2 protein-coding genes and 1 pseudogene are annotated in these 19648 nt (G+C 38.0%); 2 read left to right on the forward strand and 1 reads right to left on the reverse strand.

Going from position 1 to position 19648, the window contains the following annotated elements:
* Window positions 1–105: 105 nt before the first annotated feature.
* Complete coding sequence (locus ACUN0F_RS08845) at window positions 106–1158, reverse strand: IS4 family transposase (protein WP_445539387.1); 1053 nt, start codon at window positions 1156–1158, stop codon at window positions 106–108.
* Window positions 1159–1346: 188 nt separating this feature from the next.
* On the opposite strand from ACUN0F_RS08845, the gene ACUN0F_RS08850 reads away from it, so the two are divergent.
* Both ACUN0F_RS08850 and ACUN0F_RS08855 read left to right on the forward strand, forming a co-directional pair.
* Window positions 1347–2042 carry an SDR family oxidoreductase gene (locus ACUN0F_RS08850; protein WP_029972812.1) on the forward strand — a complete coding sequence of 232 codons (696 nt, stop codon included), beginning with the start codon at window positions 1347–1349 and terminating at the stop codon, window positions 2040–2042.
* 504 nt (window positions 2043–2546) lie between these two features.
* A pseudogene (locus ACUN0F_RS08855) lies at window positions 2547–19641 on the forward strand (amino acid adenylation domain-containing protein); the annotation flags it as partial.
* Window positions 19642–19648 lie beyond the last annotated feature (7 nt).

Below are 19648 nucleotides of genomic sequence, written 5' to 3' on the forward strand. Positions count from 1 at the left end.
TTTTGGTCTTTCTTCGTTATGGGAATTAATTCCTTGTAACTGGTACAATTGAAGTATAAGGAGGGGATAGTATGACTATGTATCACACGTGTTGATTAACCAAAATTATACAGTATTTATTTGGTTTATTTGCCGATGGAATGCTAGTATTTCTGTCAAATAAATTCTCCAATCAAACGGCAGAGTATCACAAAGAAACAGGCGTGTGAAACCTGCGAATGACAACGGTTTGATATGTTTTTTCTTACTACCTTTTACGTGAAGAAATTTTAGTAAAACGTAGGCAATCATAGCTGCGAACAACTGATTGAACACCGCATTTGATGTTGTGCCAAATAGCACGGGAACGTTCAAATTCTGCTTAATCCAGCGGAAAAAGGACTCGATGGCCCAACGCGATTTGTACATGGCGGCGATTTCTTCAGCCGTCACGTTTATCAAACTGGTCACGACACGATGGCGTTTTTTCGTCTGTTTTTGTGGCGTACCGATTGTGCACGTGAAATCAGCTGTCACATTTGAATCCGTGGGACGTGTGCCTTTTAGTGATTTCTTGCGATTCAATTGAACATTGTCTTTTAATCGGATAACAAAATGTTGCTTTTCTTTTTCAGTCACGTAGCGATCCACTTTATCAATTGAAAAATACGCGCGATCACAAACGAGAATAAAGCGTTTATCCTCAAGGCTTACGCCGATGGGACCGTCATGTTTGAGCCCTGTTGTTTCAACGATTTGAAGAGGCATCACTGTTTCGTTTGTGAAGCTGACATGCAGTTTTATGCCCGAACGTTCGCCGTGATAAACGGCCCATGGTAAACGTGTTTTACCGACAGTAATAGTCGTCGAATCAATTGAAAGAAGCGTTCTCGGCATCTTTAGCGTTCGACGTGTAGCTCGATTTAACTTGCCAACAATAACTTCGAAAATACGTTTCATAATGGCGTAATCTAGCGCTTTCATGTGTTTTGACAAGGATGAATGATCGACGGAAATGAGTCCAACACTCGGACCAACATCGGCTGCGTGACGCAATCTTTTCCATTCATTTGTCGCAGCACTAATCAAATAAGAAATAACAGTAGAAACCGTGCATTTTCGGGCTGTATCGGTGTGGTAACTTACATTGTACAAGAGGAATCTCTCTTTTGCATTCATTTTTTGGTAGAATTTAGATAATCAACAGACGTGCTTTAGCATAAAAGAATAAGATGGAACGCCCAATGCGGTGAAAGTCGCACGTTGGGTGTGGAGCAGGGGAAAAGATGGCGATTACATCAAAGTCTTACCTATTGCTATCACATGCATCCGTAAAATAACTATTAAAAAAATCTGGGAGGATTATGGTGGATATATTAATTACTGGGGCAAATAGGGGCTTAGGGCTTGGATTTGTCGAAGTTGGATTAGAAAAAGGGTACCGAGTTTTTGCTGGAGTCAGAGATGCGAATGAACAAAAAAGGACTCAATTAACCAAATTAAAAGAGAAAAATAGCAACCAGTTAGAAATTCTTCATTTAGATGTCACAGACGAGGAATCTGTTCGTGAAGCAGCTCGTAATGTAGGTGAAAGTCTTGATGTGATTATCAATAATGCTGCCATTCTTAATGGAAGGGGTACGTCTATTGAGGATCTTGATATAGAGGCTATCAAACTAGCATTTGATGTCAACACGTTAGGACCAGCCCGTGTGATTAAACATTTTCTACCTTTGCTGAAAAAGGGTGAGAATCAATCCATTATCAACATCTCGTCAGAAGGTGGTAGTCTAACAAATGCATATAGTGGTGATTATCCTTATGGATTGTCGAAAGCTGCCTTAAATATGTTGTCCGAGAAGCTCCATGTAGCATTAAAGAATGAAGGCATTCAAGTCCTTTCCGTCCATCCAGGGTGGGTAAGGACGGATATGGGAGGAATGATAGCCCCGACACATCCAAAAGAAACAGCAGAAGATATTTATAATCTCATTAATCGACAAGTTCGTATCGATAGTGAATTTGTTTTCGTTGACTATCAAGGGAAACCGATGAGCATTTGATGTGGCACCGTCTGGATGATCAAGAAAATGACTGTTGTATGATAAGATATAAGTTGAAATTTAAGATTTATACACAAGCGTGCAGAGGCTGTTTGCCTTTCTGAACGCTACTAAATTGGAAAATGTAAAAAAATGATATATTAAGAACAGATCGCATCCTGAAATGCTACATGACATGATAAGAAGGACATAACTTTTTCCTCAAAAAATCGTGTCTTGACAACGGGGGCATTATTGAGTGTTTTTTTAAGTGATTCTGATTATTACTACCCAACCCGAAGGCTAAGGGCGGTGGGTTTAAACCACGCCCTTTGAGCTGGAAAAATTTTAAAAATTTTGTTGATATTATCCTTAAATAGAATATAATAGAATTATAGAAGCCAATATACATAAATAATTCTCAACATAAATTTTAATATTAAAGAGGCAAGATCAAGACGTTGCATCAATTGTAACAAAGATAATATCGCAGCATAAAAACAATAACTTTTTAGGAGTTGCAATATGAAACCTTATACAAAATCAGTATTAGAGGATGGAGTTAATATAACACTAGATCAATTACTTGGAATTTATGCTAACGAGAAATCAAGGGGAGTTTACTTTACTCAATCCGATGGCTCTGAATTGTTTGAGTCTTATGAAAGTCTTTATTTTAATGCCAAATCCATCTTAGGGGCACTACAAAAGCAGGGATTTCAGAAGGGCTCTTATATTATCTTTCAGACAAACAATAATCTATCCTTTATAAGGTTGTTTTGGGGTTGTATTTTAGGAGGCATGATCCCCGTTCCTCTGTCTGTACCGCTAATTGCATCGCCTGACACTGAAGCTTTCAAGAAGTTAGTGAAAGTAAGTGAGCAGTTGCCGAATGCGTGGATAATTACTGATGAAAGAAATTTAAATACGTTTAGAGAAAGTTATGAAGCCAATAATTTGAAATACTTAGAGTATGAAACCTTAGCATGTAATATGGAAGAGGGGCAATGCGTTACAGTAGATTGTCAGGACTTAGCGTATATACAATATTCGTCTGGCAGCACAGGTAACCCTAAAGGAGTAAAATTAACACATGAAAATCTAGTTTATAATTTGGCACAGATAGTAGATCGTTTGAAACTAGACACAAATGATGTCATGGCTAGTTGGTTACCATTGACACATGATATGGGCTTGATCGGTTATCATTTAACTCCGATATTTGCGGGTATATCTCATTCCCTTCTAAATTCGGGTACATTTTTAAAGAAATCTTGGCTATATCTTCAAAAATGTGCGCAATTAAAAGCAACGGTGCTTGTAAGTCCGAATTTTGGATTAGACTGGATGATAAAGACTGTAAAGGATTCACATTTAGAAAATATTGATTTATCTAGTGTGCGAAACATAATGTGTGGTGCAGAACCAATATCAATGGATACCATTAGACGATTTTATGAAAAATTCTCGTCTTCTGGCTTGCGTGAAAATACGATCCATCAAGTCTATGGTATGGCAGAAGCTAGTCTGGCTGTTACTATTCCTGAAGAAGGACATAATAGAAGTGTATGTATTAACCGTCATAAAGCTCGTATTGGTCAAGAAGTGGAGTATATAGAAACGAAGGAGCCAAATGCAGCAGAGTTTGCCATAGTAGGAGAACCATTATATGAATTAGAAATATTGATTGTAGATGATGAAGACCACATCTTAGGGGAAAATTACATAGGCAATATAGTGATCAAGGGGAAAAATGTATTTGAGGGATATATGAATCATGATAGTTCCCCTTTTAATGAACAGGGCTTCTTTTGTACAGGAGATTTAGGACTTTTACGCAATGGAGAACTCATTGTAATGGGCAGAAAGAAGGATATTCTGTTTGTAAATGGTCAGAATTATTATGCTAGCGATATAGAAAATATGTTAACATTGGCGATCCCAGAGTTGTCTCAAGTCGTTGTGTGTGGTGTTCGCAATCCGTCATCGATCAGGGATGAAATTATAGTATTTGTACATAATCGAAAAGATGCCAAGGCATTTTTACCACTTGCCCATCAAGTGCAGGATATGGTATTAGAACGGGTTGGAATAGCTGCAGATTATGTAATTCCAATAAAAACGATACCGAAAACAACAAGTGGAAAGGTGCAACGTTTTCTTTTAATAGAGCGATTTGAGAATCATGAGTTTGATGAAGTTATCGCAATAGCTCCATATTCTTATCAGAGTATCAAGGAATCTGCAAAGAAGTCAGCATGGAACAAAACGGAGATTGAAAATCAAATCGTTGAAATTGCAAAAGAAGTATTCTCTATCCCTTCTTTGAAAGTAGACGATACGATTTCTCGGATGGGAGTTAGTTCGTTAACGTTGATTCGTTTCCAGGATGAAATAAATCAACGATTTCAAGTCGAAATCCCTATTGTAAGCCTTTTCAAAATGTCTACCCTGGAACAAATAATTAAGATGGTTGAGGAACAACTAAAGGCAGAGGATGTCAATGCATCCGAATTAACAGGGAATAAAGACATGTGGTATGAGCCGTTCCAGGTAACAGAAATACAAGGAGCCTATTTAGTTGGAAGACAAAATATTATGGAAATGGGTAATGTCTCCACACATGCCTATTATGAGTTTGAAACAGAATTAGATATTAAACGCTTAAACGATGCATTGAATCATGTTTTAGAGCGTCAGCTTATGCTGCGTACTATTTTTGATGATACAGGAATGCAAAAAGTTCGGCGTTCTAATTCTTCTTATGAGATTTGTATTGAAGATTTACAAGACTTGTCTTTAGAGGATCAACAAAAACGTATATTGGAAAAAAGAAATAGCAGGTCACATTTTGTTTTCCAACAAGATCATTGGCCATTATTTGAGTTGACTGCATTTATTCTTGGTGAGAAGAAAAATTATCTCTTCCTGGATATTGACTTATTAATTGCTGATGGAGGCAGTTTATTAATTTTAATACAAGAGATAATGGATTATTATGAGAAACCGAATATGGAGATTAAACCTTTAACATTCCAATTCTCAGATTATGTAAGGGCATTGGAGAGCTTTCGTGAATCTTCCGCCTATCAAAAAGCTCAAGACTATTGGCAAGCCAAAATAGAGGATTTTCCCTATGCACCTCAGCTACCATTAGTTTGTGAGCCAGAATTCATAGAGAAACCAATATTTCAGCGAATGGAGAAAAGTCTGACAACTGATCAATGGAATATTGTGAAGGGCCTGGCAACTCAGTACGGTGTAACACCATCTGTATTCTTATGTACAATTTATGCGGAAGTTTTGTGCAAATGGAGCAATCAATCCAGAATGGCACTTAATTTAACATTATTTAATCGACAGTCCTTTCATCCAGACGTAATGAAGTTGATTGGAGATTTTACATCAGTTTTATTGTTAGATATTGATTTATCTGTTCATCGTGCTTTTTGGGAGAAAGCATCTATGGTTCAAGATATATTATTTGAAGCAGTAGACCATCGTTTTTATAGTGGTGTTGATGTTATACGAAATATTGCAAGTAAGAGAGAAATGACTAGTAAAGCGATTATGCCAATTGTATTTACTAGTATGTTATTCGATAAATCGGAATTTGCAGATACGTTGACGAAATTAGGGAAAATTAAATACGGAATAAGCCAGACCCCTCAAGTATTTTTAGATTTCCAAGTCACGGAAAGAGACGGACAATTAATTATGACTTGGGATTATGCAAAAGATTTGTTTGATGAAGACATGATCAGTGCCATGTTTGAAACGTATCAACTTCGATTGCAGCAAGTTATAGACAATAAACTTTCATCTATGCCGCTGCCTGTAACACAGTATCAACTACTGCTTGATTACAATCGTACACAAGGAGATTATGAAGGGGATTTACTGCAAAGATTAATAGACCAGCAATGCCAGAAGACTCCCGATGCTATTGCAGTCAAATTAGGACAGGATACATTGACCTATGGCGAGTTGGCGAGAAAATCCAATCAGGTCGCTCGTTATTTAGCAGAACAAAACTATGCGCTCAATTCTTATATTGGAGTTTGGGCAGAGAGACGAATTGAGACCATTGTAAATATGGTAGCTATTTTAAAAGCCGGCCATGCTTATATTCCTGTTAATCCGGAACATCCTGAGGAAAGAATAAAATATATCGTGGAACATAGTGATATCAAGCTCATGATTCATCCGGATTTATATGAAACAGAGAACCTTTCCACCTATAACGATGGCGCCTTAGAACTGTTAGAAGGCTGCCAGCAGGATAGAGCCTATGCTATCTATACGTCAGGAAGCACTGGACATCCTAAGGGTGTTGTGATCACCCATGAAGCAGTAGTGAATACATTATTAGATATTAATGAGAAATTCCAAGTAAATAGCGAAGATAAAATCATTGCCCTATCATCGATGAGCTTTGATTTATCCGTCTATGATATTTTTGGAGCACTCATTAGCGGAGCTCAGTTAGTATTAATTCCAGATCTTTTAGATATGGCCAGTATTCATCAGATCATGATCGAAGAAGAAATCACGATATGGAATTCGGTTCCGGCAATTATGGATATATATCTAGAAAGCACAAAGCAAGACACGGTGCATAGCACTTCAGCAGAGCGCTTACGTATGGTGATGCTAAGTGGAGACTGGATTTCTCTTGGTTTGCCAGCGAAAATCAAAACAAGAATGCCAAAAGCACAAGTCATCGGGTTAGGTGGAGCAACGGAAGGCTCTATATGGTCCATATATTTCCCAATCACAGAAGTGAAGCCAGAGTGGAAAAGTATCCCTTACGGCTATCCGCTGAAAAATCAACAAATTTACGTACTGGATGAATGTGGGGAAGAATGCCCAGTAGGCGTACCAGGAGAACTGCATATTGGTGGAAAAGGAGTCGCCGTAGGTTATCTCAATGAAGAAGAGAAGACGAAGGCCGCCTTTATCAACCATAGATTAGGTTATCTGTACAAAACAGGTGATTATGGTGTCATGCGTCCGGAAGGATATGTAGACTTCCTGGGAAGAAAAGATAGTCAAGTTAAGATACGTGGACATCGTGTCGAACTAGGAGAAATAGAACACTGTATCAATCATTTGCCACATATTCACCAGTCCGTCGTCGCTGATTACAGTGATTCACATGGAGAGAAGCAATTGTGTGGGTATATTGTTGCAGATGAGACCGTAGAATTGGCAGAAATAAAAAGAGAGTTAGCCAAACATCTGCCTGATTATATGATCCCGGCACAATTCATACAGGTAGATGAGATTCCACTATCTGCAAATGGTAAAGTAGATCGTAAATTATTGCCGAACCCGGAACAGTTTATTGAAGAAACTAAGATGATAAGGGGTTATGAGGCACCAAAGACCCAGACGGAAAAATTGGTAGTAGAGGCATTTGAACATGTACTTGGTATGGAAAGAGTAAGTGTAAATGACAATTTCTTTGATTTGGGTGGAGATTCGATTAAGGCTATCCATATTCTAAACAAGATAAGAGAAGCTGGATACGATAGCTCTATGCGAAATCTTTTGATGGAGAGAACACCAAAGCTAATAGCCATGAATTTATCCACAAAAAAAGAAATTATGCCTGCGGAGCAAGGAGAAATAACTGGTGAAATTTCACTGACACCAATTCAAAACTACTTCTTCGCACAAAATATGATAGATCCTGAACATTTTAATGTATGCCAAGTGTTTAAGGTTCGTGAAAAACTAAATGATCTGGCACTACAAAAAGCTTTATCTGCGTTAGTGCAGCATCATGATATGTTGAGAGCTACGTACAAAGATAAGAAACAGGTTATAGGGAAAGTAGAAGATAAGAAATGGTACGGCTTTACAAAAATAGCATGTGAATCTGAAGAGATTCAGGAAAAAATTAAGACAACGAAAGTAAAGATGGATTTGGCGGAAGGACCATTATTGCAGGCTGTTTTATTTAGTACGCCGGAGCAAGATTATATGATGTTGCTAGCTCATCATATGATAATGGATGTGATTTCCTGGCGGATTTTAACTGAGGATTTGGAGAAGGGCTACTCTCAAGCTTTGAATCAAAAAGAGATAACATTACCAGCTAAAACCGTTTCCTTTAAAGTATGGAGCGAAGGATTAGCTTATTACAGCCAGAGTGAAAAGTTAAAGAGAAGGTTAGCTTACTGGTCAGAAATAGAAAATAAATTGGTTGATGGTAAGTTAAAAGAAGATGGAATTGATGATAAATTCGAACCAAAGACAGCCGTGGCATGTCTTAATGCCGCTATCACAGAAAAGTTATTAAAAGAAAGTGCACATGCTTATAATACAGAGATTAATGACTTGCTTATAGCAGCACTAGGACGTGCGGTAAACAAAGTAACAGGTCAGAGAACGCTTGCTATACAGATGGAAGGACATGGTCGTGAAGAAACAGTAGGCTCTTTTGATTTAGGTAGGACAATAGGATGGTTCACTAGTATATATCCCGTAGTTTTAGATGAGTTAGGCACTAATATTGCACAGGATATTCGAAATACGAAAGAGACACTACGACGCGTACCAGGACATGGAATTGATTATGGCATCATAAAGAATGCAGCCATGGGTAATCCAGAAGAAATGGATGTAGAAGTGGCACCAGATATATCATTTAATTATCTTGGAGAACTAGGAACAAAGAAAGAATCTGGCGATCTATATTTCGAGTTTTCACAATTAGGTTATGGACAGGATACGAATCCTCGTAATCAATTTGGACCATCCATTAACGTCATAGGTCATGTGCAAAAAGGTAGTTTATCTATGACAGTAACCTGCAACAGCAGTCGTTATTTGGCTGAGAGAATTGAGCAAATAGGAAAAGCATATGAAGAAGAACTGATAGCAGTCGCAGAACATTGCTCCCACGCACAGAAGAGTGAGTCAACGGCAAGTGATTTTGGTGAGAGCGTATGGAAAGATAGCGAATTTTGTTATGTACAGGAAGCTGTCGAAATCCGCGGCCAGGAAATTCAACGTATCTATCCATTGGCTCCTGTGCAAGAGGGAATGCTCTATGAGAAGCTTATGGATGAATCATCTACAAAATATGTTGTTCAGCAGACGTTGCGATTGGCAGATGTAGATGTAGAGAAGATGCACAAAGCTTTTAAGTATTTAGCAACACAGCATGATATTTTACGTACAAAAATCTGTTATCGGGGAGTAAGTGTACCAAGACAAGTTGTATTGAAAGAAAGAATGCCGGAATTTAATTATATGGAAGTAGATAATGAATCGGATTATCTTGATTTAAAGGAACAAGATGTAAAACGAGGATTTGATTTAGAAGAAGATACACTACTTCGTATGAATCTGATAAAAATAAACAACAGTGGTTATCGATTGATCATGACAAACCATCATATTATTTTAGATGGTTGGTGTTTGCCAATTTTGCGTAAAGAATTATTTAGTGCGTATATGGCAACAGATGAAGAACAATTAAAAACACCTAATCAGGCTGCTTCTAATAAAATGGGTAGCTATGAAAAGTTTGTCCATTATATAAATGAAAAAGATAAAGAGACGAGCCTTAAATATTGGGAAGACCTTCTTCAAGGATATGAGACAAGGGCTGATATTCTACCTTTAGGTCGTCCAGATGAAACAGAAGAAGAGAGTCAGAGCCAAGAGTTTAAGTTAAGCATAGAGGTAACTGAACAAGCAGAAGCGATATGTGCCCAATATGATGTAACATTGAACACGCTAGTAGAAGCTTGTTGGGGCGTTTTATTGGAAAAATACAACTCAACAAATGATGTTGTATTTGGAAAAGTTGTATCTGGTAGAAATGCAGAGATTGAAGGTATTGAAGAAATCGTTGGTTTATTTATCAATACAATACCCGTACGTATATCGACAACAAACGAAGACACCTTTGCCGATTTGTTGAAATCATTACAGAGCCAGGCAATTATTGCAAATGAACACGATTTTCTTCCCTTAGCAGAAATACAGAATCATACTTTATTAGGAAGAGATCTAATTGGAACATTATTCTTCTTTGAAGGCTATCAAGGAACAAGTATAAATATTGATGGCAAATTAAATGTGGAATCCGAATATTACCGCGAACAAATTGGGTATGACTTGGGAATGACAGCATTTAAGAGTGATCGTATCCATTTTAGAATTCTTTTCAGTACAAAGCTATATAACAAGGAACAAATAAACATTATTGGTTCCCATCTGCAAAGGCTTATGGAACAAGCAATTGCAGCACCACAGACGAAATTAATCGAATTAGGCATGACCAGTGAAGCAGAAGAAATGAAAGAATTAGTACAGTTTAACGCAACGGACAGCGACTATCCAAGAGACAAGACAATTGTACAATTATTTGAAGAACAAGTAGCAAGAACCCCCCATAATACAGCAGTTGTATGCGGGAATGAGCAATTGAGTTACGCTGAATTAAATGCTCGTGCCAATCAGCTTGCATTAAAGTTACGACGGGAATACCATGTCCAGCCTGATGATTTTGTTGCGATTATAGCAGAAAGAAGTTTGGAGATGGTGATCGGGTTATATGCCATCCTAAAGTCGGGTGCAGCATATGTACCCATTGACCCATTGTATCCAGAAGAACGTATCGAGTATATATTGGAAGATAGCCAGCCTAAAGCGGTTTTAATTGGTCATGGAAAGTATAATATTTCTCCTGAAAAGGTTGTTAACTTATATAGTGAAAGCAATTATGGAGAAGGTGCAGGGAATCTAGAACATGTAAATACTCCTCGTGATCTTATTTATCTGGTTTATACATCGGGTACAACAGGAAAACCAAAAGGGGTTATGGTAGCATCAGAATATAGTCAATCAGCAGATGTGGACACAAAGAGAATACCCATTACACGAGGGAGAATCTCTTTTAATGAAGACCACTTGTGCATTTGATGTTTTTGCCTGGGAAGTATTTTGGTGGATGTTAGCGGGTGGTAAACTTGTTATTTTGCAACAAGGAGAAGAAAGTCAAAGTGATAAGATCATCAAGGTAATTCAGGATTATAAAGTCAATGCAATCCAGTTCGTTCCTTCCATGTTCAATATGTTTCTAGAAGAATTAGATATGAGCAAAGAAAAAATAAATACTCTGCGTTATATCATTAATATTGGTGAGAAACTGAATGCGGAAAGTGTGAGACATTATAATCAATTAAGGGAAAAAGGACAAGTAAGAGCAGAACTACTGAATCTCTATGGTCCAGCAGAAACTACAGTTAATTCCAGTGGATATCATTGCCCAACATGCTTAGATGTAGATAAAATATTAATTGGTAAGCCTATTAGTAATACACAAATTTATATATTATCAAATGAAAAAATAGCCGGAATAGGTGTACCAGGGGAATTATGTATTGCAGGAGAAAGTGTGTCGCGTGGATACTTAAATCGTGAAGAATTAACAGCTCAGAAATTTATTAAAAATCCTTTTGGTTCAGGAATGATGTATAAAACAGGTGATCTGGCACGGTGGATACCGGATGGAAATATCGAGTACCTTGGCCGTATAGATGATCAAGTTAAGATAAGAGGTTTCAGAATCGAACCAGGAGAAATTGAAAGTACTTTGATGGAGCTCGAAGGAGTTAGTGGAGCAGCCGTTGTAGTACGACAAGACAAGCAAGGAGAAAAATATCTGTGTGCTTATGTAGTCGTTCATACAGAAATAGAAGAATTAGACGAAGATACAATCAAGAGTGAATTACGCAAGAAGTTACCAGACTATATGGTTCCTGTGTATATTATTCGAATTGACCAAATTCCATTAAGTCATAATGGAAAGCTGGACAAAGCGGCACTACCAGAACCAGAATACAAGCCTAAGGAATATGTAGCACCAATAAATAGAGAAGAGAAGTTAATAGTTGAAGCATTTGAGAAAGTCCTTGGAATAACAGGAATTAGTGTCAATGATAGCTTTTTTGACTTGGGTGGTCATTCACTGAAAGTTACATTATTGTGTAATGAATTAGAAAAGACAATCGGTATAAGACTGCAGCTTAGTGAAATATTTGCTTTATCTACACCAAAACGTATTGCAGAAAGAATTGGAAGCTTACAACAGGATCGTTTTTCGGAAATACCGAAAATAGCTGAAGCAGAGTTCTATCCTATGAGTTCTGTTCAAAAGCGACTTTATCTTCTCAATGAGATAGTAGGTCCTAGTACTTCCTATAACATTTCGAATGTCATAAAATACGAAAACACTCTGGATAAAGAGCAGTTACAGGGAGCATTAGATAAGCTCTTAGAGAGAGAAGAAGTATTAAGAACCAGCTTCCATCTTATTAATGGAGAGCCAGTTCAAGTGATTCAACCAGATGCGAGAGTAGTATTGGAATACAAAGAAGCAGATACACTAGATATTCAAGATGAATATGATCGTTTTGTTTGCCCATTTAATTTATTCAAAGCACCTTTGATGCGGGTTAAGTTATTACAGACACCACAAGCTTCATACTTGATGCTGGATATTCATCATATTGTTTCTGATGGAGAAAGTCTGCCTATTATGATGAACTGGATAAGCGAGTTATATGAAGGAAATACTTTACCAATCCCAAGGCTTCATTATAAAGATTTCTCTGCTTGGCAAATGACTCAGGATATTACGAAGCAGGCGGCATATTGGAAAAACGAGTTCTTAGGCGAAATTCCAATACTTAATTTGAATACAGATTTCCAACGTCCTAAGAAAAAGAGCTTCAATGGTGCCGACGTAAAAACTAAGATTGAAGAACCAGTTTTTATGGAAATAAAAGAATTAGCGAAGAAGCATGGTGCTACGGAATTCATGACTATGTTATCAACCTTTATGATTCTATTGAGCAAATACAGTCAACAGGAAGAAATTGTAGTCGGAACTCCTGTATCAGGTAGAACCCACGTTGATACACAAGAAATGCTGGGGATGTTTGTAAACTCCTTGGCTATCAAAGGAAAAGTGAAACAAGAGGAGAGTTTTGAACAAGTATTGCTTGGAGTAAAAGAAAAATGTCTTCGTGCGTACGATAATCAGGACTTTCAATATGAAGACTTGGTTGAGGCAGTAGATGTAAAGAGAGATTTATCAAGAAATCCATTATTTGATGTAATGTTCATGATGCCAGAGAGTGAAATTATGTCTGGTTCAAAGAGCATTGTGAGTGGAACATGGGTACCAATGGAAGGAAAAGTAGCTAAGTTTGATCTGAATTTAATGGTAATACACACATCAGAGGGTTATGTGGTCAACTTAGAGTATTCTACAGATTTATTTAAACAGGAAACGATAAAGCAAATGCTGGATGATTATGTTTTATTACTATCAGAAGTTATAAAACATCCAGAAGAGCGTTTGCAAGAGCTACTTAAGAAAGAGGATGTTAAGAAAGAGGAGAAAGATTCGACCCAAGCAGAGCTTGATCATCGTGCCAATCATCTGGCACAGCAAGTTTCAGATTTGATGCGGGCATTGCAGCAAAGAGATCAAGCTTATTGGAAGGCAAAAGTAGACAATTTCCCGCATGCACCTCAGTTACCACTTCTTCCAAATGGGAATGCTGTAAACAACGCAACAGTAAAACGTTTAGAAACGAGAATTGCTGCGACAGACTGGGCGATTGTGAGAAACAAGGCTTTGGATAACAAAATTGCACCATCTGTGTTATTGTGCACAATATATGCGGAAGTTCTATTTAAATGGAGCAATCAATCCAATATGGCACTTAGCTTAAATCTGTTTAGTAATCAGCCTTTTCATCAAGATGGAATGTCTCTGATGGGGGATTTCGTATCGAAATTGTTGTTAGATATCGATTTATCATCTCATAGACCATTTTGGGAAAGAACTACTGAGATTCAGAATCGGTTATTTGAAGCGTTAGACCACAGATTTTACAGTGGGGTTGATTTCCTGCGTGATCTGGCTGAACACCGTGGTCAAGAAGGTCAAGCTATAATGCCAATTGTATTTACGAGTATGCTTCGTGACGAAGTAGATTTTTTCAATGCCAATATAGGTAGTAGGGGAGAATTGAAATACGGAATAAATCAGACCCCTGAAGTGTTTTTGGACTTCCAAGTTGCGGAAAGCGACGGACAATTAATTGTGACTTGGGATTATGCAAAAGATTTGTTTGATGAAGACATGATCAGTGCCATGTTTGAAACGTATCAACTTCGATTACAGCAAGTTATAGACAATAAACTTTCATCTATGCCGCTGCCTGTAACACAGTATCAACTACTGCTTGATTACAATCGTACACAAGGAGATTATGAAGGGGATTTACTGCAAAGATTAATAGACCAGCAATGCCAGAAGACTCCCGATGCTATTGCAGTCAAATTAGGACAGGATACATTGACCTATGGCGAGTTGGCGAGAAAATCCAATCAGGTCGCTCGTTATTTAGCAGAACAAAACTATGCGCTCAATTCTTATATTGGAGTTTGGGCAGAGAGACGAATTGAGACCATTGTAAATATGGTAGCTATTTTAAAAGCCGGCCATGCTTATATTCCTGTTAATCCGGAACATCCTGAGGAAAGAATAAAATATATCGTGGAACATAGTGATATCAAGCTCATGATTCATCCGGATTTATATGAAACAGAGAACCTTTCCACCTATAACGATGGCGCCTTAGAACTGTTAGAAGGCTGCCAGCAGGATAGAGCCTATGCTATCTATACGTCAGGAAGCACTGGACATCCTAAGGGTGTTGTGATCACCCATGAAGCAGTAGTGAATACATTATTAGATATTAATGAGAAATTCCAAGTAAATAGCGAAGATAAAATCATTGCCCTATCATCGATGAGCTTTGATTTATCCGTCTATGATATTTTTGGAGCACTCATTAGCGGAGCTCAGTTAGTATTAATTCCAGATCTTTTAGATATGGCCAGTATTCATCAGATCATGATCGAAGAAGAAATCACGATATGGAATTCGGTTCCGGCAATTATGGATATATATCTAGAAAGCACAAAGCAAGACACGGTGCATAGCACTTCAGCAGAGCGCTTACGTATGGTGATGCTAAGTGGAGACTGGATTTCTCTTGGTTTGCCAGCGAAAATCAAAACAAGAATGCCAAAAGCACAAGTCATCGGGTTAGGTGGAGCAACGGAAGGCTCTATATGGTCCATATATTTCCCAATCACAGAAGTGAAGCCAGAGTGGAAAAGTATCCCTTACGGCTATCCGCTGAAAAATCAACAAATTTACGTACTGGATGAATGTGGGGAAGAATGCCCAGTAGGCGTACCAGGAGAACTGCATATTGGTGGAAAAGGAGTCGCCGTAGGTTATCTCAATGAAGAAGAGAAGACGAAGGCCGCCTTTATCAACCATAGATTAGGTTATCTGTACAAAACAGGTGATTATGGTGTCATGCGTCCGGAAGGATATGTAGACTTCCTGGGAAGAAAAGATAGTCAAGTTAAGATACGTGGACATCGTGTCGAACTAGGAGAAATAGAACACTGTATCAATCATTTGCCACATATTCACCAGTCCGTCGTCGCTGATTACAGTGATTCACATGGAGAGAAGCAATTGTGTGGGTATATTGTTGCAGATGAGACCGTAGAATTGGCAGAAATAAAAAGAGAGTTAGCCAAACATCTGCCTGATTATATGATCCCGGCACAATTCATACAGGTAGATGAGATTCCACTATCTGCAAATGGTAAAGTAGATCGTAAATTATTGCCGAACCCGGAACAGTTTATTGAAGAAACTAAGATGATAAGGGGTTATGAGGCACCAAAGACCCAGACGGAAAAATTGGTAGTAGAGGCATTTGAACATGTACTTGGTATGGAAAGAGTAAGTGTAAATGACAATTTCTTTGATTTGGGTGGATACTCGCTTAATGTAATCCGGCTGTGTAATGAATTAGAGAAGAGCACAGGGGTAAGGTTACCACTTAGAGAAATTTTTGATTTAGTTACACCAAAAAATATTGCAGAACAAATAAAAAACTCAAAGGAGAATACGTTTGAAGAAATACCAGAAATAGCAGAAGCAGAAAGCTATTCTATAAGTTCAGCTCAAAAGAGACTTTATCTTTTGGACCAACTAACAGGCCCTGGTATAACTTATAATATTCCTTTAGTAATCAAGCTTAAAGTTAAACCAGACAATGAGCGACTTCAGAGGGCATTGGATCAATTAGTAGAGCATGAGGAAATTTTAAGGACAAGTTTCCATATCGTGAATGGTGAACCAATTCAAAAAATTTCTTCAGATGCAAGAATTGTGCTGGAGCACAGTGAAGTAAAGACAGCAGATTCACAGTATATCCAAGATGAATATAATACTTTCGTCCAACCATTTGACCTGTCAAAATCACCACTAATGCGTGCAAAAATACTGAATACTCCAAGTGATTCATATTTATTCCTGGATATTCACCATATTTTATGTGATGCAGGAAGCATGCCAGTTATGCTTTACAAAATACAAGAGTTATATGAAGGAAGAGAATTGTTAACACCACGAGTACAGTATAAAGACTTTTCTGCTTGGCAAAATGCTAGAGATATCACAGAACAGGCAGCGTACTGGAAGAAAGAATTCTCCGGTGATATACCAGTCCTGGATTTAATCATGGATTATCCACGCCCTCATAAACAAAGCTTTAGAGGTGCTAATTTCCGAACACAGGTAGAAGAAAAAACGAGTATTAAAGTAAAAGAGTTAGCGAAGAAGTATGGTGCAACGGAGTTTATGGTGTTGTTATCCACCTTTTTCTCTATGTTAGGAAAATACAGTCGACAGGAAGAAATTATAGTAGGAACGCCAATATCGGGCCGAAACCATACGGATACCCAAAATATGTTGGGCATGTTTGTAAACACTCTGGCAATCAAAGGGAATGTGTGCGCTGATGATACATTTGAGGATGTATTATTACGTACAAAAGAGAAATGTTTACAGGCATACGATAACAAGGATTATCAGTTCGAGGATTTAGTTGAAGCAGTGGGAGTAAAGAGAGATTTCTCAAGAAACCCAGTATTTGATGTGATGTTTGTATTGCAGGACGATGAGAGAGAGAGTTATTCGGATCGTATTCATATTGGAACAAGGGAATCCGTTGAAGGTAGTATTTCTAAATTTGATCTTACCTTAACCATGATAAGTGATTCAGAAGGCTATAAGATTGATTTTGAATATTCTACAGACTTATTCAAACCAGAAACGATCGAGTACATGGCAAAACACTTCTTAACATTAATTGAAGGAGTTTTAATGTCTCCGGAAAAGAAGCTGCAGGAGATTGCCATGGTAGATCTGTACGAAGAAGCAAAAATATTGGATGAGTTCAATATGACGGATGCAGAATTCCCTCAAAATATGACGATTGTGCAGTTACTTGAAGAGCAGGCCGCCAGAATACCTAATAGTATAGCCATCACATTTAATGGACAACAGATGACCTATGCACAATTAAATGAACGGGCGAATGCTCTGGCAAGAAAGCTTCGAGAGGACTATAACATTCAACCCAATGACTTTGTGGTGATCTCAACAGAGAAGTGTTTGGAGATGGTGGTGGGTATATACGCTATTTTAAAGGCTGGAGCAGCTTACGTACCGGTTGATCCATCTTATCCAGAGGAAAGAATTAATTATATCATTAATGACTGTAAACCAAAGGTCGTATTATGCAGTACAAAAGAACCTGAAGTTGACATTCCTGTCATGCATCTTCATGATGAGGCAAATTATCAAATGGAATGCAGTAACCTTGTTCATGTAAATCACTCAAGTGATTTGATGTATGTTATTTATACCTCAGGTACGACGGGCCGGCCAAAAGGTGTTATGGTTCAGCATGTAAATGTAGTGCGATTACTCAAGAATGACAAGTTTAAGCTTGATTTATATGAAAATGATATTTGGGTTCAATTCCATTCTTATTGTTTTGATGTTTCGGTTTGGGAAATATTCGGAAGTCTATTGAATGGAGCAAAGCTTGTAATACCTTCTGAGGATACAGTAAAAGATGGATATGCCTTCGGAGAGCTGCTCCAAAAAGAAGCGGTAACCATCTTATGCCAGGTACCTTCACCATTCTATGCGTTGATCGATGCAACGACAGGACAAACCATAAATAGTTTACGATATGTTATTTTTGCAGGGGAGGCACTTTATCCAGCACATTTGAAGAAATGGCATGAGAACAATAGACATTGTCGTCTGGTTAATATGTACGGGCCAACAGAAACCACGGTATACGCTACTTATCGCGATATTGATGCTGAAGCCATCGAGAGAGGAATTAGCGATATAGGAATGCCACTTCCAACATTAAAGATTTATATATTAAATGGAAATGAACTTTGTGGAATTGGAGTTCCGGGTGAGGTATGTATAACAGGTGAGGGTGTATCTCAAGGATATTTAAATCGACAAGACCTGACAGACGAGAAGTTTGTACACAACCCATTTGGATCCGGAAAGATGTATCGGACAGGTGATTTGGCACGTTGGTTACCTAACGGAAACATTGAATATATTGGACGGATGGATGACCAAGCAAAAATCAGAGGATATCGTATTGAACCACGAGAAGTAGAAAGCCGTTTATTGGAGCTTGAAGGCATAAATGAAGCTGTAGTCATAGTGCGAGAAGACAAAAGGAATGAGAAATTCCTGTGTGCCTATGTAATAACTGAGACAGAAATAGAAGAAAAGGACGTTAAGATCAAGTTAAGTAAAGTATTACCAGATTACATGGTGCCTGCACATATTATTTCGGTTGATGCGATTCCACTTACAAGTAATGGGAAACTTGACAAAGCCTCATTACCACAGCCGCAGTATAAGTCAAAGGAATATATTGCACCACGAAATGAATATGAAACTCTGATCGTGCAGGCATTTGAGAACATTCTAGATATTGAAAAAGTCAGTGTAACTGATAGCTTCTTTGATCTAGGGGGATCGTCACTGAAAGCAGTGCTCTTGTGCAATGAATTGGAGAAGGCCATAGGAGTAAGATTGTCAATTAGAGATGTTTTTACTTTTGGTACGCCCGAGCAGATAGCGGGAAATATCGAGTCGATTGAGAGCGAGATGTTTGTGGCAATGGAACAAGCTTCAGCAGCTGAATACTACCCTACAAGTTCAGCTCAGAAACGACTCTATCTTCTGGACGAGATGACCGGACCTAATATTAACTACAACGTATCGGACGTTTATGCTTATGAAGAACCGCTAGATAAAGAAAGATTACAGAAGGCTTTGGATAAGCTGTTAAAGCAAGAAGAAATCTTGCGAACTAGTTTCCATGTTGTGGACGGTGAGCCTATTCAAACGATTTCTCCAGACGCAAGGGTTTTAATAGACTACAGCGAAGTGGACGAAATAGATATACAAACAGAATACGATAAATTTATACAACCGTTTGTTTTATCCGAAGCACCGTTGATGCGTGTGAAATTAATGAAGACAACAACGGCCTCCTATCTATTTGTTGATATTCATCACATTATATGTGATGGAGAAAGCCTGCCAGTTATACTGCAACAAGTGAACGAATTTTATGAAAATGATGGAACTGATCATGAATAAGAGG

It is taken from the genome of Bacillus sp. 1A (genome assembly GCF_052682215.1).

Excerpts from the sequence above, each read along its gene's own strand:
- ACUN0F_RS08845 (WP_445539387.1), bottom strand. The coding sequence starts at position 1,158 with ATGAATGCAAAAGAGAGATTCCTCTTGTACAATGTAAGTTACCACACC.